Below are 23072 nucleotides of genomic sequence, written 5' to 3'. Positions count from 1 at the left end.
TCCGTCAAATTGAAGACGTATTAAATGAAATTGGTATTAATCTGGCATGCAGATCTCAAAGCGGCCAGAATAACAATCTCGACCAGTCGGACACCCAAGGAACACCGCGGTATCACAACCTAGTGATTCACAAGCCGGATGGCCCGATGCACCACCAGCTACATGCGGTGTCTGAGCCAGGCCCAGTTGTTGGTTATTGCTCAGTTGCTTAATACTTTTTTTGTTCAATGATATTTTCATTTCAATCTCCTTTTATGCAGTGTGCCTAATTAACCTAACGCCAAGTTGAACAAAAATCAATCAACCACTCCTTGACTAAATATATTGCTGACAATTTTGCCCTTCTTAGTTTTTTCTTTGCCATGATACTATGATGATAATTTGCTTTTGACTAAGGACTGCACTGCCTATGAAACTCAGGATACTCGCTTTTTTATCTTTACTGGCCCCTTCTGCCCTGCTCGCCAATGAACAAAACGCGAAGGACGATCTGGAGTTGATAAAACAATGTGTGCTGAATGAGATCATTGCGGGTGATCAACAACAAACGATTGAGCAGCTCAAACTCTACTGTCAGAAGCTGCAAGAGACACGCCTCAGCAAACTGGATCGCCGCATGGCACGAGAAATGGTCACAGAAAACAACCGCAATGTGCTGACACCGCACAATCGCAACTACATTCTGCCCGTGACTTATGTAAAAAACCCCAACTCTCGCCCCTTTGATGGCTTAAAGGCCATTCAGGAAGAAGAAGGGGAGCCACTCGACCACATGGAAGTCAAATATCAAATATCGATGAAAGTGCCCCTTTATCGCCATTTTAAAGACAAAGATCAGGCGGTGTATGTCGGGGTCACATTGCAGTCCTATTGGCAGCTATACAACAAAGATATCTCCTCGCCGTTCCGTGAAACCAATTACGAACCGGAGATCTTCTGGATCAACTTCCTGGATGATGACAATGTTTTGTGGGGCGATGAAATGGCCATCATTTTAGGCGCATCACACCAGTCGAATGGCCGCAGCCAGCCTAACTCTCGCTCCTGGAACCGCCTCTATGCAAACTTTATCTGGGAGTACGAAAGCTTCGTGTTTAGTTTTAAACCCTGGTACCGCCTACCTGAGGACGACAAGCCCGAGCCATTGGCTGCAAAAGGAGATGATAACCCGGATATTCACAAGTACATGGGCTATTTTGAGCTCAGTGGTGCTTATCGTCACGGCGACCATGAGTTTGGTTTTATGACCCGTAACAACTTCAACAGTGACAACCATGGTGCAGTGCAACTCGACTGGTCGTTTCCTTTGCTTGGCTCCTCACGAGTGCGAGGCTATGTGCAGTATTTTAATGGCTATGGCGAGAGCTTGATTGACTACAACGCACACATTCAGCGGCTGGGTTTGGGTATTGCGGTAACCGATCTGCTCTAAGCACAACCAAGATGGCCTGCATCGGCAGGCCATCCGCGCATTATTTGATGACCACGAACAGGCCTTCAAACTTCGCAACTAACACGTCACCGTCGTAGATGTTCACCGGCACACGATACTTAGCTTTACCCTCTTCGTTGAGCGCATTCAGTTCACCACTGCAATCAGCCAATGTGACTGTGGCACTGGGAGCTGTGGTTAAAGGTTTAAGGTACTGAATATTAGCATCTGCCAACACAATATTGCCTTCCAGAGCCAGCTCTTTGAGCGCCAGATACGTCGCGCCCCACCCGGTTAAAGTGGCCATGCTGTAAACCGATCCGGCAAACATCGAATTATGTAGGTTCAGATTCGCTTTCAGATCTGCGCGGGTTGAAAACTGCCAGTCGGTGTAACTTTCAACCTTGATCCCCATCGCATCACTAATGGGGATCGACTCTCGCCAGGTATCCTGTAACACCTGGGTCCACTGTGGATGGCGGAACCAGCCAGGCTCTGAGGGCCGTTGCTTAACCATTTTCCAATGTTGTACATCGCCATAAGACAGATGGGCTTTTTCAATCATCTGATAACCGTGACGCTCATAAAAGGCTAACGCACGTTCTCGGGCAAACAGCACCAGCTCTTCCGCCTTCTGCGTCCAGGCAATTTTCTCCAGCTCATGCAGTAATCGACTACCAAGATGATGACCACGGTGCGCTTCATCAACGGCCATATAACGGACCTGCGCTTGTTGCTGATTGTTAAAATGCAGGCGTGCCACACCCAGCACCTGACCTTCGTTATTTTTGATATAACGATGCTCCGCTTCCTGCTCCAGATCATCCTGCTCGCTGCCTCTGGGCTGATCCCAGGGTGCCCGCAAAACCTGCCATCGTAGTTGATAATACGCTTGCCAATCTTCACTGCTCTGTGGCGCTGTTATTTGAAACATGGTGACTCCTGTGCTTTTCCTGTCGCTGCGGGATGATGTGCCCGGCTCGTGCAAACTGGTCCCCCATTTTAGCGGGGAACTTTTGTCTAATTTATGGACCTTACCTTACAAGAAAAGTGTGCAACAGGGAATGATCGGCCAGATTTGGTCAATTTGTCATGTAAATTCAACGAAACGCGGTGGCAGAACTGTGAAGCCAAGCTATGCTGATGTAACTATGCAAGATTTTATAACTGAACCCGGCACCATCAGTAACGAGTTTGTGCACCAGAGTCATCAACTCGGGCACCTGCTGTATTGGCATAAGCATGGCAAAGTCAGCATACAGGTACGCCAGGAAAAAACCTTACGCTGGTTACTGATAAACGACACACTGCAATCCGTGATTGAGCTCAATCATCCGGAGCGGCTGCTTTTTCCGCATTTGCAGATATTAGCAGCGCTGTGGCAAAAATGCCCTGCCCCGGGCAAGGTGCTAGAATTAGGGCTGGGTGCAGGTGCTATCCGGGATTATCTGCACATCAGCTATCCGGATTGTCAGATTACCTCTATCGACAATAACCCTGACATTATTCATTGTTATAAGCGCTATTTTGGTGGCGATCCCATCTCCAATGTCAGTTGCAGCGATGCCTATCAGGCACTAGAAAACAACGGCCATTATGACTGGATCATCCTGGATTTGTTCAGTCAGCTTGACGCCCCCCGGTTTTTGTACGAACACAAGTTTTACACACAAATTCGTGCCACTCTCAACGAGGGGGGACGCTTGTATATCAATTTTCTTGCAGAGCACGATTCACAGCTAAAACAGCTCGAACATCTTCTTATTACTAACTTTGGTAAAAAACCCTTCGTACACAAAGTGCCCGACTACGCCAATCACATTATTTCTCTGACGCGCTAAGCACAGACCAGCTTATACCAATTTCACTTAATACTTGGTCTATTTGAAGAAGCAAATTGGTATTACACCGATAAATTAAAAGTCACAGGACCATCATTGCAAAGACTGACCTGCATATCTGCGGCAAAGCGGCCGGTCGCAACACGCAACCCAGATGCCTTTGCTTGAGCCACAAAATATTCGTAAAGCGCCTCAGCCTGGGTCGGCGTCGCTGCAGAGGAAAAGCTCGGGCGCATGCCTTTTTTGGTATCCGCTGCCAACGTAAATTGAGATACCACCAGCAACTCTCCTTCTATGTCTCTCAGACTCAGATTCATTTTGCCCTGTGCATCGGTAAAAATACGATAGTTACTGATTTTATGTAGCAAGCTATCAGCGCTTTTTTGATCGTCGGCCTTTTCCACGCCGAGTAACACCAGGATCCCCTGACCAATTTGACCAACACACTCACCTTCGACCACCACACTGGCCTGACTGACTCTTTGAATTAATCCCTGCACTGTTACCTCAATGGTTTGCGGAAATGATTGATAATGCGCCTAATGTGCCAGCTTGCACAGCAGCAGATCAGCGGCGCGACGTATGGCTTCGGAATATACTGCATTTGTGGCGCAGTGCCCAACTTCTTCGAGGATCAATAACCGTGCATTCAGTTGTTCCGCGAGTGCCTGCGCCATCGCAAAACGACAGACGTAGTCGTGACGACTATGGATCATCCAGACAGGCAGACGCTTGAGTTTGTCAGCATATGCAAAGATCTGCTGCTCCTCGATAAAACAGCGTGAGTGGAAATAGTGCACCATGATCCGAGCCTGCTGGACAACCGCCTGTTCATGGTCCAGCTGATAACGCAATGCCTGGCTGCCAATGCTCAACTGACGGTCCCAGTCATGCCATTGCTGCGCAGCCCGCCTGACGGCGACTTCATCGTTACAGTGCAACAACTGGCTATAACGCGCCAGCACCGCCTTATAATCCCCTTCCCCTTGGCTAAAAATTTGATAACGCTCCGGGTAAAACTGCGCGCCTACACCGCTCACACCATACAGCCACTGTAAATCGCTCTGACACCCCAGAAAGGTCGCCCAGAGAACCAAGCCCTGCACGCGCTCCGGGAAGCGCTGCGCGAACAACAGCGCTAATGTGGCACCCCAGGAGCCACCCGCCAGCACACACTGACCGATCCCTAAATAAGTCAACAAACAATCTATGTCCTGCAGTAAGTGCTCTGTGGTGTTGTGGGTGAGTTGCTGAGGCGAAGACTGGCCGCATCCGCGCTGGCTAAATAAAATGATCCGATAGCGTTGGGGGTTAAAATAACTGGCCGAGCTACGGCACAAGCCGCTACCCGGGCCGCCATGGCAGATCACCACAGGCAACCCGCTCTCCAGCCCAAATTCTTCAACATGTAGCTGGTGCCCATCGGACACCGCCAGATGAAAACTACGTCGCGGAGACTCCAGCCGATATAATTGAGTCATTGCACACCTCTTTATTCTGGTGTGTCTTGTTCCTCACATTCCTTTTCGGACAAACAGGCAGTAAATTCAGCCCCTAACAGCACCACCATCCAGGACAAGTACACCCACACAAACAGGATGGGCACTGTCGCCAGGGCACCGTAGATCACCTCATACGAGGGGAAATGGCTAATATACAGGGCAAAGCCTTTTTTAGTCAGTTCAAACAATAAAGCCGCAAAAAATGCCCCGGGTATCGCTGCCTGATAAGACACGCGTGTATTTGGTACTAAAGTATAGAGCATAAAAAAGCCTGCCATGGAAATAACATAGGGCAAAAGCTTCAATAAGAAGCCACTAAAGCCCGGGATCCCCTGATCGGCAAACGATACCAATGACACAATATAAGAGGTCACCCCTATGCTGGCTCCCAATAATACCGGCCCCAGTGTTAGTACCATCCAGTATATCGCGAAGGAAATCATCATCGGCCGGGACTTTTCCACTCGCCAGATACGATTGAGGGCTGCGTCCACGTTGCGGATCAGTAACAGGGCAACGGCCGTCAAAAAGCCAATCCCCACCGCAGTCATCTGATTGGCATTGCCGGTAAAGGCACTGATATGGGCTTTAATGGTATCGGTCGAAGTCGGAACAAAATTCGTAAAAATGAAATGCTCTATGGCGTCGCGTGTATCCTGAAAGCCCGGGAACGCCGTAAATATCGCCACCCCCACCGCCACCAGAGGGATCAAAGACAGCAAGGTGACATAAGCCAGATAGCCAGCATTGATCATGAGCTGATCTTGCTGGCAGCGCTGATAAAAGCGCAGCCACCAGAGCGGCTGAGCGTTTAAAAACAGTTTGCTCTGCTGCCTCAAATGCAACAGGCGCTGTAACCATAATTCATTCATCATTACACAGGTTTACAGAGTGAGTTTTGCACATCTTACCAATCCCAGTCATAATTCATAGAGTCTCAATTAAGTATAAGCCGTTCTGTTTCAACCGCATTAGGAAAGCCGATGAACAATTCTGTGATAAAAAAGAGCCTCGTCATCTTCACCCTGTGTTTGCTCAGTGCCTGTCAAAGCGCCTACTATGCCGCCTGGGAAAAAGTGGGTGTGCACAAACGTGAAATCTTAGTCGATCGGGTGGAAAATACCAAAGCAGCACAACAAGCCACGCAGCAGGAGTTCCAGTCTGCACTGGAGCGCCTGACGACCCTAATCAACTTTGACGGTGGCGAGTTACAAAGCGTCTATGAACAACTCAATGATGACTATCTCGCCAGTGAAGCCGCCGCGCAAGATGTCCGTACCAACATAGACAAAGTCGAGGATGTTGCCGAGGCCTTGTTTGCGGAATGGCAGGACGAGCTGACCCAGTATTCAAGTGCCAAACTGAAACGACAGAGTGAACAAAAGCTCCGTCAGACCCAACGTCAATTTGATAAGCTACTGAGATCAATGCGTGCCAGTGAAGCAAAAATGCAGCCCGTACTGGATTCTCTAAAAGACAACGTGCTGTACTTAAAGCACAACCTCAATGCGCAGGCGATTGCTGCCATCAAAGGCGAGTTTAGTGGGTTAAAACGAGATATTCAGTCGCTGATCACCGATATGAATCGCTCTATTGAGGATTCAAATGCCTTTATTGCCAGCATGAACAATGCCAACCAGCCATAAACGAAACGCCTGTTTTGCAACGGTTAACGCTGTCATTTAACCGTTGCTACCGAGCTACTCGGCATAGATCACCTGCAAATCACAGTTAAAGATGGGGATGGCGGTATAACTGCGATGGCCCATTACCTGGTACGTGAGGGCAGGTTTCTCACCAAACATGGTTTTTACGGTATGCGAGGTCATCTGATAGGCCTGCTGCATCGCGCCACGGCCATCATTCCAAATCAGCGTTAAATAGGGGGCATTGTATTGCCACTTACCTTGTGTCTCAGTCCCGGTGAGGATCCAGTCTCCGCTCGTCTTCAGCTCAATCTGAAAGGCGTCCATCGCGCAGTCGTGGGAATGGACCACTTCCGGTAAGCTCACCGACGTCATTTCCCCCGGAAAGTACAGACCGTAATTGCCCTCGCTGAACCGATGAAACTCGCCGTTAAAATCCTGCACATCGAGCCCAGCGTATCCTAACGCATGTACCACCTCAGACAATTGAGAGATCAGAACCGCATTTTGGTCCGCCGGAAAACGATTCAGGCGGACAGTATCACCATCACTGTTGTATTCTGGGGGCACCGGCAGATCATTCAGGACATAATGTATATTGGCCTGCTCTAACTGGCTGACCAATCTCTGCTGCTGTGTGTCGTCCAAAGATGCGTGGAATACGTGTACCACAGGCACAGTGCTGCAGGCGCTCAATAACACACACCCAGCCACAGACCATACTTTCATGAAATGTCCTTGTTCTTATTATTATGGTCTGAGTAAACCACAGCAGCGTGACATCTGTCCATTGTGTCGTCGCCATACTCGGTATCAGTGGCTGCGCGTCAGCCAGTTTTGTACCGCCGATTTGGGATAGACAATTTCTTTAAATAAGCGATGACGCTCAAATGTCAGGTCACTTTCCTGACTGGGTAAGCCGGCCTGTACCTGGCTGTGGTGTTCATTGAATCGTGAGATCAGTGTCAATTTGTCCCGGCCCTGATTGAGCTGAGTATTGAGATAGCCACGCACATCATCTGCTGTCATTAATCCGGATGCCTCTAAGTTCATCAGATCTTTTTTTAATGCAGAACGGATCCCCATGGTGTGTCTCCTGTTGTCATAATTTACAAAAGCCGCAGCGAATGACTGCTAAAAGCGACGGCTCAAAACCGCCCGACTCCGATCGGCGTGCAAGATACACACCAAATGCTGCAATTACATTAAAGACACGGTGATCAGCGAAAAAGTTTCGTGGTTCACCGCAGCGTCGCGCTATACTGTCGCAAAACATCCAGTGAGGTTGTGATATGAATCAAGAATATATCGAAATAGAGCTTGAAGAAGAGCCAATTGAACTTTGTAACCTGTTAAAAGTATTAGACTTTGCAGAAAGTGGTGGACAAGCAAAGCAGCTGATTGCAGCAGGATATGTGGGCGTCAATGGTGAGCTTTGTACGGTTAAACGCAAAAAACTGTACGCCGGAGACACCCTCTATTTTAACGAAGAAGCCTTTATGCTGACCCTGGCAGAGGACGCCGTCCCCGCCGAGCGCAGCCAGCCTAAACCACCCGCTGCGCACCAAAGCAGTGCACCTTCAGCCTCTGACAAAGGTAAAAAGCCAAGCCAATCTGGCAAAAAGAAACGCAATAAGCAAAAAAACAATGTCGACAGCGTGACGGGCCGCAAGCCCATTTCGTTCGGATAACCCGGGAGCATATTAAGTGAGTATCTGGTACCGTCCAATTACGTTAGCACAGTGTCAAACGCTGGATGAAGGGCTTCATCAAAAAGGCACGTTGATGCAGACGCTCGGGATCGCCATCAGTGAAATTGGCGATGATTACCTGGTGGCAACCATGCCAGCGACCCCAGCACACCATAATCCGCTGGGTATGGTACACGGTGGGGCCAACGTCGCACTGGCCGAGACCGTTGCCAGTTATGCAGCCAACTTTGTGGTCGACTTCGAGCGCTTTTATTGTGTCGGACAGGAAATCAATGCGAATCACCTTAAAGCATCGCGCAATGGCATCCTCACCGCAACGGCACGGCCTTTACATTTGGGCCGCCGCACCTCCGTCTGGGAAGTGAAAATCGTCAATGCCCGTGGCGAACTTTGTTGCGTCGCCCGTATGACCGCCGCTGTTGTTGAACGGCGATAACAATAACGTCTGTTTGATGTAGCGCAACACTTTTTATTGTTTAAAACCGCACAATAAACTTAGCCCAAACCCGGAGGCTAAGATCATGATCGCACAAAAACGTCTGATTGTTATTCTTCACTGTGTCATTGTGTGTGGGCTGTTGCTCATTTTTACCGGCCACACACTGCTGAGCGCGCAGTGGCTGGCTGAGCTGGGACCCACAGGTTACGTATTAGGCGCAGCCTGTATTGCCATTGGCCTGATCTGCTCATTACCAACCAAAATTTACCTGACAATTTTGCTGATGCGCAGAGAAAAGCCAGACTGATCCAGGTTGCACGGTATCTTCCAGCCACACCCAGGCTTTTGCCTATGCGCAGGCATTTCGTTACACTTTTGCCTTTCAGTCGCTCACTCACACAGTATCATGGACCATGTAGAAACAGTCATCATTGGCGCAGGCGTTATTGGCCTGGCCATTGCCGCACGCCTCAGTCAGACCCGCTCCGTCCTCGTCATCGACCAAATGGGACAATTTGGCGAACACACCAGTAGCCGTAACAGCGAAGTGATCCACGCCGGGCTCTATTACGACGAACACAGCCTCAAAGCACGCTTGTGTGTCCGCGGTAAAGCCTTGTTATACGCCCATTGCGCGCGTTTCCATGTGCCAGTAAAACAACTTGGTAAAATCCTGTTTGCCCGCACAGAGGCAGAACACGATAAACTGGCTGCTATCGAGGCGCAGGCAAAGCGCAATGGGGTATACGATCTGACGCCGCTCAGTCAGACCCAGGTTGGGGATATGGCACCCGGATTATCTGCCAGCACCGCGCTGTTTTCTCCGTCCACAGGCATTATCGACAGTCATCAGTTTATGCTGTCACTGGTTCACCAACTAGAGCAAGCGGGTGGCAACCTGGTCTGTCACACACGCTTTGAGTCTGCCGAACACACAGCCGGTGGGTTTCACGTTACGCTGGATTGTGACGGGGAAGCCTTTGCGCTTAGCTGCGATACGCTGATCAACGCTGGAGGCCTGTTTGCACAGGATAATGCTAGACGCATCCATGGTCTGGATGAGCACCACATTCCACAAAGCCACCTGTGTCGCGGTCAGTATTTCTCCTATCAGGGCCATCACCCATTCAGTAATCTCATCTACCCGATGCCTGAACAACATGGTTTAGGGATCCACGCAACGTTAGACATGGCCGGCCAGCTGCGATTTGGACCCGACACGCACTTTATTGATCACCTCGATTACCAGCTTGACCCTGATGCCAAGGCCCGCTTTGTTGAGGCCATACAAAGCTACTGGCCCGCATTGGACCCTGAGCGACTAAAGCCGGACTATGCCGGGATCAGGCCTAAGCTATCTCGGGACAAAGGACAGGATTTTGTGATTGAGGGACATCAGCACCATCAGATCAATGGACTCATCAATCTGTTTGGTATCGAATCACCCGGACTGACCGCCAGCCTGGCGATCGCCGAGTATGTCGAAGCGCAGCTCTGAGGCTATAGTTCCTCCAGCTTTTTACTGCGCTCCTGCATCAGTTTTTCGATGTTCTGCGCGTCCTGCACCAACTTTTTGATGTCGGCCGGGCTCATGTTCGCTGGCAGATCTTTGGGAATGCGGCCGGCATCTTGCTGCACCTTAAGCTGTTTAAGAATGTCGGTGTTTTCAGCTGCCATAATGGTTATTTTGCTGGGGTCTAAAGTCATTTCTTCACTTTGTCCACGGGCATTCGGTCGATCTGAATAGTGCCAGTTGCCTTGTGCGTCCTGCCATTTATAGATTTTGCCAGGCTGCTTCTGTGGTGCCTGCGCATCTGAGCTGCTCACCATATCTACGGCTTTGTCTAATTGTTGCTTTGACTCATCGAGCATGTGCTGAGCCTGGGTTTGTGCTTTGCCCAGAATATCATCCAGGCTCAACCAGGTACGTCCATCAGGACGTTTGAGGACAAACAGTGACGCCACGCCGACCAGCATCACCATAATTAACAGATAACTTGCGTACTTCATTGCGGCACTCCTTTTATATCGAGGCCATACTTTAACAGTATAGAGTGATATTCGGTAGAGTGACGAAAACGCACAAAGAAATCACGAAATTGTGCACAGCCACGTAGCCCCTGTTTGGAGTGATTAAATTGCAATTGCAAAGGCGCGGTATCCACCACTTTATGTATCTTGAGCGCGCTGATAAATTTTGGATTACTCAATTGCAACCAGCGAATAGCAGGTAAGCTCATCAAAGCAAAGCGACGATCTTCTTTCACTGGCGACGCCAGCGCAGCCAGCATCTCTCGCTCTGAATAAAATAACTTTTGTTGCAACAGTCCCCGTGTCAGAGCCTGCTCAACGGTCGGGTAGGTGTAACCAAACCGGCCAAGCATAATGAACCCCTGATAATCCTGCTCGGGCACAGTGGCCCCCTGATGTGTGACTAATACATCCTCTACCCAATATAGGCCCTGACTCCAACACATGGGCGTATTCCCCCGGTACCAGGATTCAGACTCCATCCGTACTTGAATTTGATCATGACTGATCAGCTTTTTCGACCGCTCTTCCGGGATATACGCTACCTGAACCGGCTGCCCATCTGGAGTAAAGTGTGCCAGCAGCTCAGGTAACACACCTGGACGGGCTGGGTCACCGGTGACAAACGGTGGAAACGCGTTATAGGGCAAAGCGACACGCAATACCGGCAAGTCAGCCCCATTCAGTGACTGAGCACTGACGCTTCCCGAAGCCAGCCACCACAACAGACCAACCAGACAGTATATTGGGCGCATCTCATTTACCTGCTCATTTCCTTCATGAATCACAGTGTAGCTTTTGTGATTCAATAGTGACAAAAAAGCGGACTGAGCTAAGTGGCAAAGTCCGCTGTTTGTCTATGCTATCTGGCAATGCGTTATCAAATGCCGTCGCCATCAATGTGCAAGCCACACTCCCGGTTCAGACCAAAGAAACGCGTATCTTCTTCACTCATACCCGGCTCAAGTTTACGGGTGGTATGGACATCGCCCATAGACACATAGCCCTCATCCCATAAAGGGTGGTAAGACAAACCGTGTTTAGTTAGGTACTGATACACATCACGGTTGTGCCAGTCGATGATAGGGTACACTTTCACCGTGCCACGGCTGATCTCTAAGATCTGCTTGTCCGCGCGGGTTGAAGATTGCTGTCGACGTAAACCACTAAACCAGGTCCCGGCCTGTAACTCATTCAGAGCACGAGTCATCGGTTCTACCTTGTTCAGTGTGTTATAGCGCTTGATGCCCTCTTCACCCTGCTCCCACAGTTTGCCATATTTGGCTTCCTGCCAGGCCGGCCCCTGCGCAGCCCGGTACACTTTCAGATTCAGCTGGAGCTGTTCCGTGAGTTCATCAATAAAGCGATACGTTTCCGGGAACAAATAGCCGGTATCCGTCAGGACCACCGGAATATCCGGACGCTGACGGGTTACTAAATGCAGCATCACCGCTGCCTGGATCCCAAAACTGGACGATAAAATGGGGTTATCTGGCAAATTTTCCAGTGCCCAGATCACGCGGTCTTCAACACTTTTTTGCGCCAGCATGCCATTAGCATCATTCAATAAAGCCTGTTGCGAGGCCTTATCCAACGTCAGGATTTGTTTAAAGTCACTCATTACTCATTCCCAGTATTCCACCACAGCTAAAAGCCGTGGTCAGGGGCGCTGAGCGCCCACTTCATTATGCATGGAAGTCGGTTTTAGATACCTTCACTTCCGCCACAATTTCCTTACGGATCACAAAGTCACCAAAACACTCATCCGGCTGACGCTCTTTGGCCCATTGACCAATCAGCTCATCCAGCGCCGGCAGGTATACGTCTTCACCGACGTTTTCTAAATACAATTTCGGGATCCGTGTACCAGCACGGTTACCACCCAGATACACGTTGTACTTACCCGGTCCTTTACCCACAAAGCCAATTTCTGCCAGCATGGCGCGGCCACAGCCGTTTGGACAACCGACAACACGTAAAATGATGTCATCATCAGCAATTTCATGCTTCGCCAGGATCGCTTCGGTTTTTTCAATCAGGTCAGGCAGGTAACGCTCTGCTTCCGCCATCGCTAGCGGACAAGTCGGCAATGAGACACAGGCCATTGAGTTCTTGCGCTGCTCCGTATGCGCCTCATCGATCAGGCCATGTTCGCGTGCCAGTTGTTCAATTTCCGCTTTTTGCTCTGCCGGTACACCTGCAATGATCAGGTTTTGGTTTGCTGTCATGCGGAAATCCCCCTGGTGGATCTCGGCAATCTTGCGACAACCAGTCTTCAGAGGCTTATCTGGATAGTCCAGGATCCGGCCGCTTTGAATAAAGACCGTCAGGTGGTGCTTACCATCAATCCCTTCTACCCAGCCAATGCGGTCGCCACGGTGGGTGAATTCATACGGACGACTCAGTGCAAAGGTCACACCGGCACGTTTTTCTACTTCCGCTTTGAACGTATCTGTACCAAAGGTATCCAGCGTATATTTGGTTTTCGCATTCTTGCGATTCGCACGGTTACCCCAGTCACGCTGTACACCAACCACGTGTTCGGCTACCGCCAGCGTGTCTTCCAGGCTGATAAAGCCAAAGTCATCCGCCTTACGTGGATAGGTATTTACGTCACCATGGGTCATGGCCAATCCGCCGCCCACCAGGACGTTGAAGCCGACCAGCTTACCGTCTTCGGCAATGGCCACAAAGTTCAGGTCATTGGCGTGCACATCCACTTCGTTATTCGGTGGAATAGTCACTGTGGTTTTGAACTTACGCGGTAAGTAAGTGCTACCCAATACAGGCTCTTCTTCGGTCGTTTCCTGCTTTTCACCGTTGAGCCAGATCTCGGCGTAGGCACGGGTCTTTGGCAGCAAATGCTCAGAAATACGTGCCGCCCATTCATAGGCTTCCTGGTGCAGTTCAGACTCAACCGGGTTGGTGGTACACAGTACGTTACGGTTTACGTCACCCGCAGTGGCGATGGAGTCGATGCCCACATCGTTCAGCGTCAGGTGCATTTCTTTAATGTGTGGCTTAAGTACACCGTGGAACTGGAAGGTCTGACGCGTGGTCAAACGAATGCTGCCATACTCAGTTTTTTCTTCCGCAAATTTGTCTATCGCCAGCCACTGACGCGGCTTGATGATCCCGCCCGGCATCCGCGCACGCAGCATCACGTTGTGCATTGGCTCAAGCTTCTGTTTGATACGTTCAGCACGGATATCGCGGTCATCCTGCTGATACATGCCGTGGAAACGGATCAACTGGAAGTTGTCGGCAGTAAATCCACCAGTCAGCTGATCGCCCAGATCGGTTTTAATAGTGCCACGCAGCAGGTTGCTCTGGGTTTTCAAACGCTCGTTATCAGACAGTTTGGCGTTTGGGTCGAGCTTACTGTTGGGTTTGTAATCGCTATTGCTCATCTTTATTCCTAAATTCTTACACTGTGACGGTGTGTACTGACTAATCCCGCAGGATTAGTACACGTCTTTTTGATAGCGACCCGCGCTGCGTAGCTCTTTGAGATACTCTTCAGCTTCCTCGTCGCTCTTACCTGCATACTGCTTAACGATGTCCACTAATGCCTGATGAACGTCCTTGGCCATACGGCTGGCGTCTCCACATACATAAAAATGCGCACCATTTTGCAACCATGTGTATACGTCCTGACCCTTCTCACGTAAACGGTCCTGAACGTAGATTTTGTCCGCCTGATCACGACTAAAGGCCAGATCAATGCGATTTAGCACGCCGGATTTCACGTACTTTTGTAATTCAACCTGATACAGGAAGTCCTGGGTAAAGTGCGGGTTACCGAAGAACAACCAGTTCTCGCCCTCAGCGTCACGCGCTTCACGCTCTTGCAGGAAAGCACGGAATGGTGCGATACCCGTACCTGGGCCTACCATGATCACTGGTGTATTGTCTTCTGCTGGTAAACGGAAGTTGTCGTTATGCTCGCTGAACACTTTAATTTGCGTGCCTTCCTCAACGCGATGCGCCAGGTAACCAGAGCAACCGCCCTGATGAGTTTCACCAAAAGCGTCAAATTCCACCAACCCTACGGTCAGGTGCACTTCTTCCTCGACTTCAGCCTGGCTCGATGCAATGGAGTACAAGCGTGGCTGGATCTTACGACAGCTGTCCACGAGTGCCTGTGCACTCAGCGTACCTGGCTGTTGTTTGATGATATCGAAAATCTGGCGCGCTTCGATGTACTCGCGCAGCGCCGCTTTATCGCTCACCAGTGCACCCAATTCTTCATTACTTGTTGCAGCCGCATATTTTTCGACAAAGCCAGGGTAAGACTGCGTCAGTTCCAGTTTTTCAATCAACGCAGTGCGCAGTGTTAGCGTCTCAGTACCCAGTGTGACTTCACTGTCCCCTTCCAGCGCAAGCAAGGCAATAACTTCGTCGACACGTTGCTCATCGTTAAGGAAGAAAACGCCCAGTGAATCACCTGGCTGATACGCAATGTCAGACCCTTCCAGTGAAATTTCTACATGGCGTACATCTTTGGTTGAATCACGACCAGTGATCTTTTGTACCACCGAGATTTCTGCGCTGAACGGATTCTGCTTAGTGTATTGGCTGGCATGGGCACCGGCCGTTGCCAGTGGCATAGCGACCACATTAGCACCCGCATCCGCCTGTTGTGCTTTCAGCGCAGGCTCAAACGCATCCAGGGCACTGTCAATCCAGGCTGTTGCCTGATCTTCGTAATCGACATCTAAATCAGCACGTGCAACGACAGGCTCGGCACCCAGTTTTTGCAGGCGCTCTTCAAAATCAATGGCAGTCTGACAGAAGAACTCATAGCTTGAATCGCCCAGACCCAGTACTGCGACTTTAACACCATCCAGTTTCGGGGCTTTTTTACCTGCCAAAAAGGCATGCAACGTCTCAGCATCTTCGGGTGGTTCACCCTCACCATAAGTGGATACCGCAACGGCAATAAACTGTTCTTTCTTCAGGGCTGAAGGTTTGTAGTCAGCCATATTAACCAGCTTGGTTTGCAGGCCACGTGCCTTTGCTGCACTCTCTAACTGCGCCGCAACGCCTTTGGCATTGCCCGTCTGAGAGCCATATAAAATGGTCAAAGGCGCCGCTTCAGAAACCGCCGCAGGCGTCTGTCCTAAACTCCCCGCAAGCGCGGCGGTGTTGGCATTGGCAGCCAGATACCCACTGACCCAGGCTTGCTGGATCGGATTAAGCTCCGCCACTAACCCCTGTAATTTTTGCAGTTGTTCTTGTGTCAGCGGACTGGCCGCGGCACTGAGTTGACTTAACAACATGATGATTGTTTCCCCATAACCCTTATATAGCTTGCCCCGCCGAATTGCCCCGGCGGTTCCACCCGCGCACATAGATGCAATTCGGTCATTTTCTTAGCATGCAGGATACGCAACTCACCGCGCGACAAAAAGAACAGTATCTGCTTTGTTATTCCATTTGGTTATGGATATTCAAAAACTCCAAATAAAACAGATTAAAAATAATTGTACCGATTTACACAATACATAAGTTAACGACAATGTAACAAAAATCCTTTAAACTCCCACTCGGTTTTTTACAACCAAACAACAATGATAAGTACAAAATAGAACACGGGAATAATAAAATGATTACAAAAAAACAGGCTTCGTGCCTGACAAAGCGTCTGGTGGGCAGTGCCTTAGGCTTGCTCAGTACCATGACATGGGGACAGGTAAACAATGGAGATTTCGAACAATGGCAGCTGGGTAAGCCCAGCAACTGGACCACCATTGACTCGGGTATCTCTTTGACTACCGAACAAAATCGCGTTCAAAGCGGACAGACAGCAGCCGCCGTCAGTGTGCTCACCACAACGCAGGGGAATACGGATCTGACACAATCTGTATCCGTAGAGGCCGGTAAGACTTACACCTTCAGTACCTGGGTGTATCATACTGAAGGCGGTGTCAGAGCTCGCCTGGTAGCCGACGGTTATCACAATTATTCAGACCCACAGCAATTAAACCAATGGCAACAACTGCGCCACGATTATACGGCCACCAGCAATGGCCAAATCACCGTGGGCCTGCGTTTTTACGATGTCAGTGGGTTTGACGGCAACGAAACCGTCTATGTCGATAACTTTCAGCCCAGCGGTGCTGCAACCACACCACCGCCAGCCGGAGGAAGCTGCCAGGATCACGCGCTCACTTTCAGCCTGACCACAGACAGGTATGGCGAAGAAACCAGCTGGGTCATTAAGAACGCGTCGAACGCGACTGTGGCCAGTGGTCAAAATTACGGGGCCAGCCAGAACTACAGTGAAGCGGTATGTTTAACAGATGGTTCATACACTTTTACGATATCTGACAGCTATGGTGACGGCATTTGTTGCAGTTATGGAAACGGTTCATATAGCCTGACAGGCCCATCCGGGACGCTGGCGTCGGGTAGCCAGTTTACTTCTTCGGCTTCGCACAGCTTCACGCTGGGCACGGACAATGGAGGTGGCGACGGCGGTGGTGATACCCCGACTGGTTACTATAGTGCCGCAGCAGGGTTAAGCGGTTATGCGCTTAAAACAGCACTTCATAATATCATTGCCAGCCATAACAATCAGGGCTATAGCGCTATCTGGTCGTTCATCGATCAATACGAGCGTGACCGCTACTTCGAGAACAATGGTACTGTACTGGACCGTTACTCAGAAAAACCAACCGGCACCGACAGCCACGAGTTTACAGCGGTGAGCGATCAATGTGGTACCGCCCGCACGGAAGGCGACTGCTACAACCGTGAACATTCGTTCCCGAAAAGCTGGTTTGGTGGCAAGATTGAGCCAATGAACTCGGACATTCATCATATCTTTGCGTCTGATGGCTACGTGAACAATCGTCGCAGCAGCTTTCCATTCGGCGAGGTCGGCAGCAGTACGTATATCTCCAGTAATGGCAGTAAAGTAGGGAATGGTTCTGGCATCGGTTACAGTGGCACCGTGTTTGAACCAATCGACGCGTTTAAGGGAGACTTTGCCCGCGCCTACTTCTATATGGCGACCCGCTACCAGGACCGCATTGCCAGCTGGCAAAGCTACTCCACGAATGGAGATGCCGTGCTCAATGGCAGCAGTGACCAGGTATTTGAAAGCTGGGTTGTCACTATGCTCAAACGCTGGCACCTGGCAGATCCAGTTGATGCACTGGAACGTGCCCGCAATGACGGTGCCTATCAATTCCAGGGCAACCGCAATCCGTTTGTGGACCACCCTGAATTTGTAGAGAAGATTTGGTAATTTATACCAATTTATTGATATGAATGGGGTTCAGCGCACAAGGCAGTGGCTGAACCCAGCTAATAAAGGCAGACACCTGTCTGCCTTTATTCCACTTTTAGCCCGCCACCGCGTAAAATCAGCCGGACGGTCTGAGTCACTGTCTGGGACAGTATTCCCTGACGGGTTGTCAACCAATGAAACAACGCCCCGACTAAAGCATTGAGCAATGCCTGACTCACCGCTTCTATATGCTGCGCGTCGCCTCTCGGGCCAAGCCAGTGCGCCTCATCCATATCGCCAATAAAAGCCGCGAAAGTATCTCGTGCTTTCTCTAAATCATCCTTGTCCCGTTTAAGCAATGCACTGAACTCATCAGTATATTCACACTTAAACAAAATGACTTCCTGAAAGGCAATCAGTGCTTCTGATTGTTCCAGTGTCTCAAAATAAAAGGCGATTGCATCAATCAGGTTCGCCGGGCTGGGTGTCAGGGTTTCCAGCTTTTGCTGGGCCGCCTCATCCAGCGGCAAGGCATATTCCTGAGTAATCGCCTCCAACACTTCCAGCTTGTTTTTGAAATGCCAGTAAAACGCCCCTTTGGTAACGCCTGCGGCCTTGGAAATGTCCATCAGGGTGGTATGCGCGACCCCTTTTTCACTAAATAATTGTAGCGCCGATTTGATCAGCGCCAACCGCGTCTGTTCGGCTTCTTCTTTGGTTCTTCTGGGCATCAGTTTGTTCCAACATAGTGTTGAGCAGGCTTTTCGGTTACTGGTCGCGAGACTAGCATGTACATTGCCGGTATGACAATCATTGCCACCAGCGTCGATGCCAGTAAGCCAAAGATAATCGCGAAGCACAACGGGAACCAGGTTGGGTCGCTTAATCCCAGTGGCACTAACCCGACTATGGTGGTGATGCTAGTACCAATGATAGGCCTCAGACGTTCCGCTGCACCACGTGCACAGGCCTCGCGCAGTACCACACCCGCTTTGATATGGCCATTGATGGTGTCGAGCATCACTATCGCGTTGTTGACCACAATACCCACCAAAGCTATCAACCCTATCATCGCCGGGAAAGAAAAGGGAATTTGAAACACCCAGAATCCGGTAAAGGTACCTATCAACGCCAATGGAATGGTAAATAGCACCACCAGAGGCTGTTTAAATGAACCCAACGCCAGGGTCAGGACTGCAAACACCATCATGATCGCCAGTACAAACACAATCCCGGCAGAGCCATAGGTTTCCTCTGCATTTTCAGCTTCTCCTGCGTAATTATAGTGATACCCCTCTGGCCAGTTTTGCTGCCAGGCACTTAGCTGTGGTTCAAGCTGTGAGATCACTTCCCCCACAGTGATGCCGTCCACCTTAGCTTTGATGGTGATGGCACGTTGGGTCTGTGCATGAGTATACAGTGGCGGCACCGCATCAATCTCATACTCTACCAGGTTGCCGCCTGGTACCAGCTCTCCACTGGGTGTGAACAGGCTGATCAGGTTGATCTCAGCATGTGATTTTGGTCCGCCTATATCTTCATCGCGACTTTCCCAATAGGTGCTAAGCCGGATTTTCAGGTCATCTTCGGTCCCTGCCAGTTTAAACTTACCGTACTCATCGGCCTCCGTCGCGAGGCGCAGTTGACTGGCAAAGTCTTGCTCTGTAATACCATGAAAATTAAGCGCTTCCCTATCAGCCGTCAACCTAACCTGACTTTGCCAGGCCCCTAGGTTGTTACGCACATCTGTCACCCCATTAATGGTTGCCAGTTGCAGCTGAAGCTCACTGGCATAGGCTGACAATTGCGCCATATCCGGGCCACTGAGTACAATTTGCAATGGATCATCATTGCTCGAACCACCCACCTCCGGCGTAAACAAGACAGTGACCCCCGCCACATCTGCCAGTGCCTCGTTGAGGCCAGCTCTGAGTTCAGGCACATACTCATAGGCTAACTGCTCGCGCGCATGCTTTGGTACAAACAAGGCTGAAAAGCCGACCAGATTAGGGTTTTCATTGAGCAACAGTTGATCACTGATAGAACTGATTGCCCGGGGGCTCTTTTTACCTACGTACATAGTCACGTTTTCGAAGTATGGCCTGGTAGCGAGGTATTCTCCTGCACGTTCGGCCACCGCGCGACTTTGGGCAAGCGTTGCATTCGGCCCCAGCTCAATTGTGATCGCCAAATTTCGGCCATCCCCTTTGGGGTAAAGCAATGAAGGCAAGGTGCTCATCAAGCCAATCGATATTACCCAGACGAGCATGCTCCCTGCGACCCAGGCACCAGCCTGACGACGGCTGCGCAGGGCAAACCGACCTAGCCAGCGCTGTAATGCCTGTCCGGCAACCTGAGTCAATGTGTCAACGGTACTCATCTGCGTCTCTTTGGCATTACGTAACAGATACTGCGATAGAGGAATACAGATCAAAAAGGCTATCAGGTAACTCAGCACCAGGCACAGTACAGCGGTAATGGGAATGAGCCGGATAAATTTACCATCCACGCCGCCAATCGCCATCATCGGGGCCATTGCCAGAATGGTGGTCAGCTGACCTGAAAACGCCGGCATGGCATAGGTTTTAACAGTTGCCAGCGCCGCGTCCTGAAAACGCAATCGTTTACTATACAAATTGTCATGCATGCCTTCCATCACCAGAATAAACACATCGACCAGCATGCCCAGTGCCAAAACCATACCAATGATCATCATGGTATTGAGGGTATAACCGAATAGACCCAGGATCATCAGCGCACCAAGAAACGTAAGTGGGATGGCTGCGCCCGCGATCAATGCTTCCCGCCAGGTGAGTAACACCATCAGAATAATGAACACAGCCAGCATAGCCTGCCAGATATTACCGAAGACATTGGCAAACGACTCATCAATCAGCGCGCTTTCATCACTGATGATCTGCACCTTCAGACCATCCGGCCAGAACCCCTGTGTCTGATAGTCAGCCATGGCTGTTTTCACTTCATTGATCAGAGTGATGGTGTCGACGCCCGGGCGCTTCTTCACTCCCAGTGACACCCCCTGCGTGAACGGTTCACCCAATTCGGAAAAGTAGGTTTCACTTTTGACTTTATCCAGCCCTTTGTAGACCAGTGCAACCTCTTCCAGACGCACTAAACGGTTATCACTAAGTCTTGCTACGGGCAGCTGTTGCAACGTTTTGATGTCATCAAAAGACCCGCAAGATAAAGACGGTGAATACGATTACCATCGTCATATTCACCCCAGCTAGTATCCAGGTTAGCCTCTTCAATGCGCTGACGAACCAGGTTAGGCGATATTTTCAACGACCTTAACCTGTCAGGTAGCATGCGCACATGCACCACAGTTTCACGGTAGCCGCCCTTATCAACCTTTTTCACCCCGGACATGGCCTCCAGGCGCTTCTCAATGGTTTTAACCACCTGACTAAAGCCCGTATCGTCCAGCGAGCCATACAGCATAAATTCTATAACCGGCGTATCATTCACCGATACCTGTTCGATCAACGGGGTTTTCACCGCACCGGGAAACTCCGCCTTCCCTTCATCCACTTTGGCTCTGAGGCGCTGCATCGCCTCGCTCATCGGTTCGTCAGACTTAAATTCCACCGCAATCACAGCGTAAGAAAACTGCGAACCACTTTGCAGCTTCTTCAGCCCCTGCAAACCATTGAGCGCATCTTCCAGCGGCTTGGTTACTTCCTTCTCAACCTGCTCGGCGGCAGCCCCTGGCCATTCCACTGTGATAATAGCCTGAGGTATTTCCAGGTCCGGGTAATTTTCTTTCAGCATACCGGAATAAGCCAGTATCCCGCCCACCAGTAAAATCGCTAGCAACAGCGTCGAGATAACTTTGTCGACAAACAGCTTATACGCCAGTCTTCCCTTAATCATGAGCCGCTCCGACAATGCGTACCTGACTGCCATGCACTAACAAATGCTCACCATTCACCACCACACGCTGACCCGCAGTCAGGCCGGCCACAACTTCAACCCGATAAAGGTCTTCAATACCCGTTTCAATTGCAGTCAATTGCGCTTTATTTTCTTGATTGACTACATACACAAAGGGCTGGTTATTACGCATCATCACTGCCTGATGAGGCACACTCAATGCCATCGGCTTTTCTGCAACGTTTATCCAGGCACTCACGTGCATACCATCTTTAAGCGTATCAGCGCCCTGGAAAGTATGCACTTTAACCTCAACGGCGCGCTTATTCAGGCTGATACTCGGACTAACCGAAAAGATTTTGCCAAGACCAATATCTCGTGTGGTAAACCCACTACGTGCGGCATTTAGCAGCTTCTCATTGCTCCAGCTCAGGTACACAGTTTGTCCCTCAGCCAGTTTATCCGCCGCGTAATAAGGAACGTTGAGCGTCACTTCGTATTGACTGGTGTCTATCACCACCATGGCCGCATGCATTTCACGCTCTTTGTCTGACATAGCGGCCGCCGGACCGGCCCAATAATCTCCCTGGCGAATGTTGACTGCTCTGAGCTGGCCATCAAACGGCGCAAAAATACCGGTTTTCTCCAGATTTACCTTACCCTGATTCAGCTGGGCCTGTGCAGCCAATTTCTGACTCCGGGCAGCAGCCAGTGCCGCTGACGCATTATTCATCGACTGCTGAGTGTTAAGCAGATCGGTTTTTGCCGCCTCATAGCGCTCTTTAGAAATGAGCTGACGCGTCCACATAGATTCGGCACGCTGAAAATTCGTCTGTGCCAGGTGATGATTATTTTGTGCCTGATGCAACTGTGCCTGAGCCTGTTCAATGCCCAATATGGCACTACGTAATGACGCCTCATACCCTTTTACCGCCTCCGCACCAGTGCGCTCGTCAACCCGGGCAAGCAGCTGACCAAAGCGTTCGCCTGCCTTGGGGCCGCTAACAAAACTGCCGGGACGCAAACGGTTACCACTGTGATCATCCGCCAGAAACACCACTTTACCGCCACTTTCAAAGTTCAGGTATTCACGGCGGATCCCCTGCGCAATCCCCTCGGCAAATGCCCAGTCTCTCACCATTTGCTTGTTCACCGGACTGACTTCAACGGCATAGGCATCCGATAGGGCCTCTGCATAAACAGGTTGAACGAACCACAGACTCATGACTGTGGTTGCAATAACTAGATAGGATTTCACATTCACTCTCACTTTACATACCCTAAGGAAGGTTTAAATTATATACATACCAGAATGTATGTAAAATGGTTTTGTGTGTT

The 23072-nt window shown here is 50.2% G+C and carries 24 protein-coding genes; 8 read left to right on the top strand and 16 right to left on the bottom strand.

What is annotated here, in order from left to right:
• Positions 1 to 36: 36 nt before the first annotated feature.
• Positions 37 to 240 carry a hypothetical protein gene (locus tag IY568_RS10020; RefSeq protein ID WP_125558767.1) on the bottom strand — a complete coding sequence of 68 codons (204 nt, stop codon included), beginning with the start codon at positions 238 to 240 and terminating at the stop codon, positions 37 to 39.
• A gap of 169 nt (positions 241 to 409) precedes the next feature.
• Here IY568_RS10020 and IY568_RS10015 point away from each other — a divergent pair, with 169 nt between their 5' ends.
• The gene (locus IY568_RS10015) at positions 410 to 1432 is read left to right on the top strand and encodes a phospholipase A (RefSeq protein WP_194867467.1); all 1023 of its coding nucleotides are present in this window, start codon (positions 410 to 412) and stop codon (positions 1430 to 1432) included.
• Positions 1433 to 1472: 40 nt separating this feature from the next.
• Here IY568_RS10015 and IY568_RS10010 read toward each other — a convergent pair whose 3' ends face one another.
• Positions 1473 to 2366, bottom strand: a complete 894-nt coding sequence (locus IY568_RS10010) for a bifunctional GNAT family N-acetyltransferase/hotdog fold thioesterase (RefSeq protein ID WP_125558763.1) — start codon at positions 2364 to 2366, stop codon at positions 1473 to 1475.
• A 217-nt stretch (positions 2367 to 2583) separates the two neighbouring features.
• Here IY568_RS10010 and IY568_RS10005 point away from each other — a divergent pair, with 217 nt between their 5' ends.
• Positions 2584 to 3273: a spermidine synthase gene (locus IY568_RS10005; protein WP_040644601.1), complete on the top strand. Its 690-nt coding sequence runs from the start codon at positions 2584 to 2586 to the stop codon at positions 3271 to 3273.
• A 62-nt stretch (positions 3274 to 3335) separates the two neighbouring features.
• Here IY568_RS10005 and dtd read toward each other — a convergent pair whose 3' ends face one another.
• The 3 genes from dtd to IY568_RS09990 are packed head-to-tail and all read right to left on the bottom strand — an operon-like array spanning position 3336 to position 5650.
• A complete protein-coding gene (gene dtd / locus IY568_RS10000; protein ID WP_125558761.1) occupies positions 3336 to 3773 on the bottom strand; it encodes a D-aminoacyl-tRNA deacylase in 438 nt (145 codons plus the stop codon).
• Between the two features lie 39 nt (positions 3774 to 3812).
• On the bottom strand, positions 3813 to 4754 hold the full coding sequence (locus tag IY568_RS09995; RefSeq protein ID WP_125558759.1) for an alpha/beta fold hydrolase: 942 nt from the start codon (positions 4752 to 4754) through the stop codon (positions 3813 to 3815).
• An 11-nt stretch (positions 4755 to 4765) separates the two neighbouring features.
• Complete coding sequence (locus tag IY568_RS09990) at positions 4766 to 5650, bottom strand: virulence factor BrkB family protein (RefSeq protein ID WP_010383791.1); 885 nt, start codon at positions 5648 to 5650, stop codon at positions 4766 to 4768.
• Between the two features lie 108 nt (positions 5651 to 5758).
• Here IY568_RS09990 and IY568_RS09985 point away from each other — a divergent pair, with 108 nt between their 5' ends.
• Positions 5759 to 6421, top strand: coding sequence for a DUF2959 domain-containing protein (locus IY568_RS09985; RefSeq protein ID WP_010383792.1), 663 nt, complete (start codon positions 5759 to 5761; stop codon positions 6419 to 6421).
• Positions 6422 to 6475: 54 nt separating this feature from the next.
• Here IY568_RS09985 and IY568_RS09980 read toward each other — a convergent pair whose 3' ends face one another.
• Together IY568_RS09980 and IY568_RS09975 are read right to left on the bottom strand one after the other, a co-directional pair.
• A complete protein-coding gene (locus IY568_RS09980) occupies positions 6476 to 7150 on the bottom strand; it encodes a hypothetical protein (protein WP_125558757.1) in 675 nt (224 codons plus the stop codon).
• An 84-nt stretch (positions 7151 to 7234) separates the two neighbouring features.
• Entirely contained in the window at positions 7235 to 7507 is a 273-nt protein-coding gene (locus IY568_RS09975) for a hypothetical protein (RefSeq protein WP_010383794.1), read from the bottom strand.
• Between the two features lie 206 nt (positions 7508 to 7713).
• On the opposite strand from IY568_RS09975, the gene IY568_RS09970 reads away from it, so the two are divergent.
• From IY568_RS09970 to IY568_RS09955, 4 genes are all read left to right on the top strand, one after another.
• The gene (locus IY568_RS09970) at positions 7714 to 8112 is read left to right on the top strand and encodes an RNA-binding S4 domain-containing protein (RefSeq protein ID WP_194867466.1); all 399 of its coding nucleotides are present in this window, start codon (positions 7714 to 7716) and stop codon (positions 8110 to 8112) included.
• 16 nt (positions 8113 to 8128) lie between these two features.
• Positions 8129 to 8569 carry a PaaI family thioesterase gene (locus tag IY568_RS09965; RefSeq protein ID WP_058796571.1) on the top strand — a complete coding sequence of 147 codons (441 nt, stop codon included), beginning with the start codon at positions 8129 to 8131 and terminating at the stop codon, positions 8567 to 8569.
• A gap of 85 nt (positions 8570 to 8654) precedes the next feature.
• Positions 8655 to 8879, top strand: coding sequence for a hypothetical protein (locus tag IY568_RS09960; protein WP_125558753.1), 225 nt, complete (start codon positions 8655 to 8657; stop codon positions 8877 to 8879).
• A 99-nt stretch (positions 8880 to 8978) separates the two neighbouring features.
• Entirely contained in the window at positions 8979 to 10070 is a 1092-nt protein-coding gene (locus tag IY568_RS09955; protein ID WP_194867465.1) for an NAD(P)/FAD-dependent oxidoreductase, read from the top strand.
• A gap of 2 nt (positions 10071 to 10072) precedes the next feature.
• Here the strand turns inward: IY568_RS09955 and IY568_RS09950 are convergent, their stop codons facing one another.
• The 5 genes from IY568_RS09950 to IY568_RS09930 form a co-directional block, all read right to left on the bottom strand.
• Positions 10073 to 10582, bottom strand: coding sequence for a DUF4124 domain-containing protein (locus IY568_RS09950; RefSeq protein WP_010383800.1), 510 nt, complete (start codon positions 10580 to 10582; stop codon positions 10073 to 10075).
• A complete protein-coding gene (locus IY568_RS09945) occupies positions 10579 to 11358 on the bottom strand; it encodes an amino acid ABC transporter substrate-binding protein (RefSeq protein ID WP_138537306.1) in 780 nt (259 codons plus the stop codon). Before IY568_RS09945 ends, IY568_RS09950 begins: the two co-directional genes overlap by 4 nt.
• 125 nt (positions 11359 to 11483) lie before the next feature.
• Positions 11484 to 12224, bottom strand: coding sequence for a phosphoadenylyl-sulfate reductase (locus tag IY568_RS09940; protein WP_049864117.1), 741 nt, complete (start codon positions 12222 to 12224; stop codon positions 11484 to 11486).
• Positions 12225 to 12288: 64 nt separating this feature from the next.
• Positions 12289 to 14013 carry an assimilatory sulfite reductase (NADPH) hemoprotein subunit gene (cysI, locus tag IY568_RS09935; protein ID WP_194867464.1) on the bottom strand — a complete coding sequence of 575 codons (1725 nt, stop codon included), beginning with the start codon at positions 14011 to 14013 and terminating at the stop codon, positions 12289 to 12291.
• A 54-nt stretch (positions 14014 to 14067) separates the two neighbouring features.
• Positions 14068 to 15885: an assimilatory sulfite reductase (NADPH) flavoprotein subunit gene (locus tag IY568_RS09930; RefSeq protein WP_194867463.1), complete on the bottom strand. Its 1818-nt coding sequence runs from the start codon at positions 15883 to 15885 to the stop codon at positions 14068 to 14070.
• A gap of 326 nt (positions 15886 to 16211) precedes the next feature.
• On the opposite strand from IY568_RS09930, the gene IY568_RS09925 reads away from it, so the two are divergent.
• Positions 16212 to 17858: an endonuclease gene (locus IY568_RS09925; protein WP_125558742.1), complete on the top strand. Its 1647-nt coding sequence runs from the start codon at positions 16212 to 16214 to the stop codon at positions 17856 to 17858.
• 86 nt (positions 17859 to 17944) lie between these two features.
• Here IY568_RS09925 and IY568_RS25135 read toward each other — a convergent pair whose 3' ends face one another.
• The 4 genes from IY568_RS25135 to IY568_RS09905 are packed head-to-tail and all read right to left on the bottom strand — an operon-like array spanning position 17945 to position 22992.
• Positions 17945 to 18571: a TetR family transcriptional regulator gene (locus IY568_RS25135; protein ID WP_125558740.1), complete on the bottom strand. Its 627-nt coding sequence runs from the start codon at positions 18569 to 18571 to the stop codon at positions 17945 to 17947.
• Positions 18571 to 21015 carry an efflux RND transporter permease subunit gene (locus IY568_RS09915; RefSeq protein WP_194867462.1) on the bottom strand — a complete coding sequence of 815 codons (2445 nt, stop codon included), beginning with the start codon at positions 21013 to 21015 and terminating at the stop codon, positions 18571 to 18573. The genes IY568_RS25135 and IY568_RS09915 overlap by 1 nt, the downstream gene beginning before the upstream one ends.
• Complete coding sequence (locus IY568_RS25130; RefSeq protein WP_194867461.1) at positions 20997 to 21734, bottom strand: efflux RND transporter permease subunit; 738 nt, start codon at positions 21732 to 21734, stop codon at positions 20997 to 20999. Before IY568_RS25130 ends, IY568_RS09915 begins: the two co-directional genes overlap by 19 nt.
• Positions 21727 to 22992 carry an efflux RND transporter periplasmic adaptor subunit gene (locus IY568_RS09905; RefSeq protein WP_194867460.1) on the bottom strand — a complete coding sequence of 422 codons (1266 nt, stop codon included), beginning with the start codon at positions 22990 to 22992 and terminating at the stop codon, positions 21727 to 21729. Before IY568_RS09905 ends, IY568_RS25130 begins: the two co-directional genes overlap by 8 nt.
• Between the last annotated feature and the right edge of the window lie 80 nt (positions 22993 to 23072).

The sequence above is a fragment of the Pseudoalteromonas sp. PPB1 genome (genome assembly GCF_015356275.1).
Lineage (GTDB): Bacteria > Pseudomonadota > Gammaproteobacteria > Enterobacterales > Alteromonadaceae > Pseudoalteromonas > Pseudoalteromonas rubra_D.
Note: the sequence above shows the minus strand (reverse complement) of the source record. Positions and strands in the feature narration are given on the sequence as shown.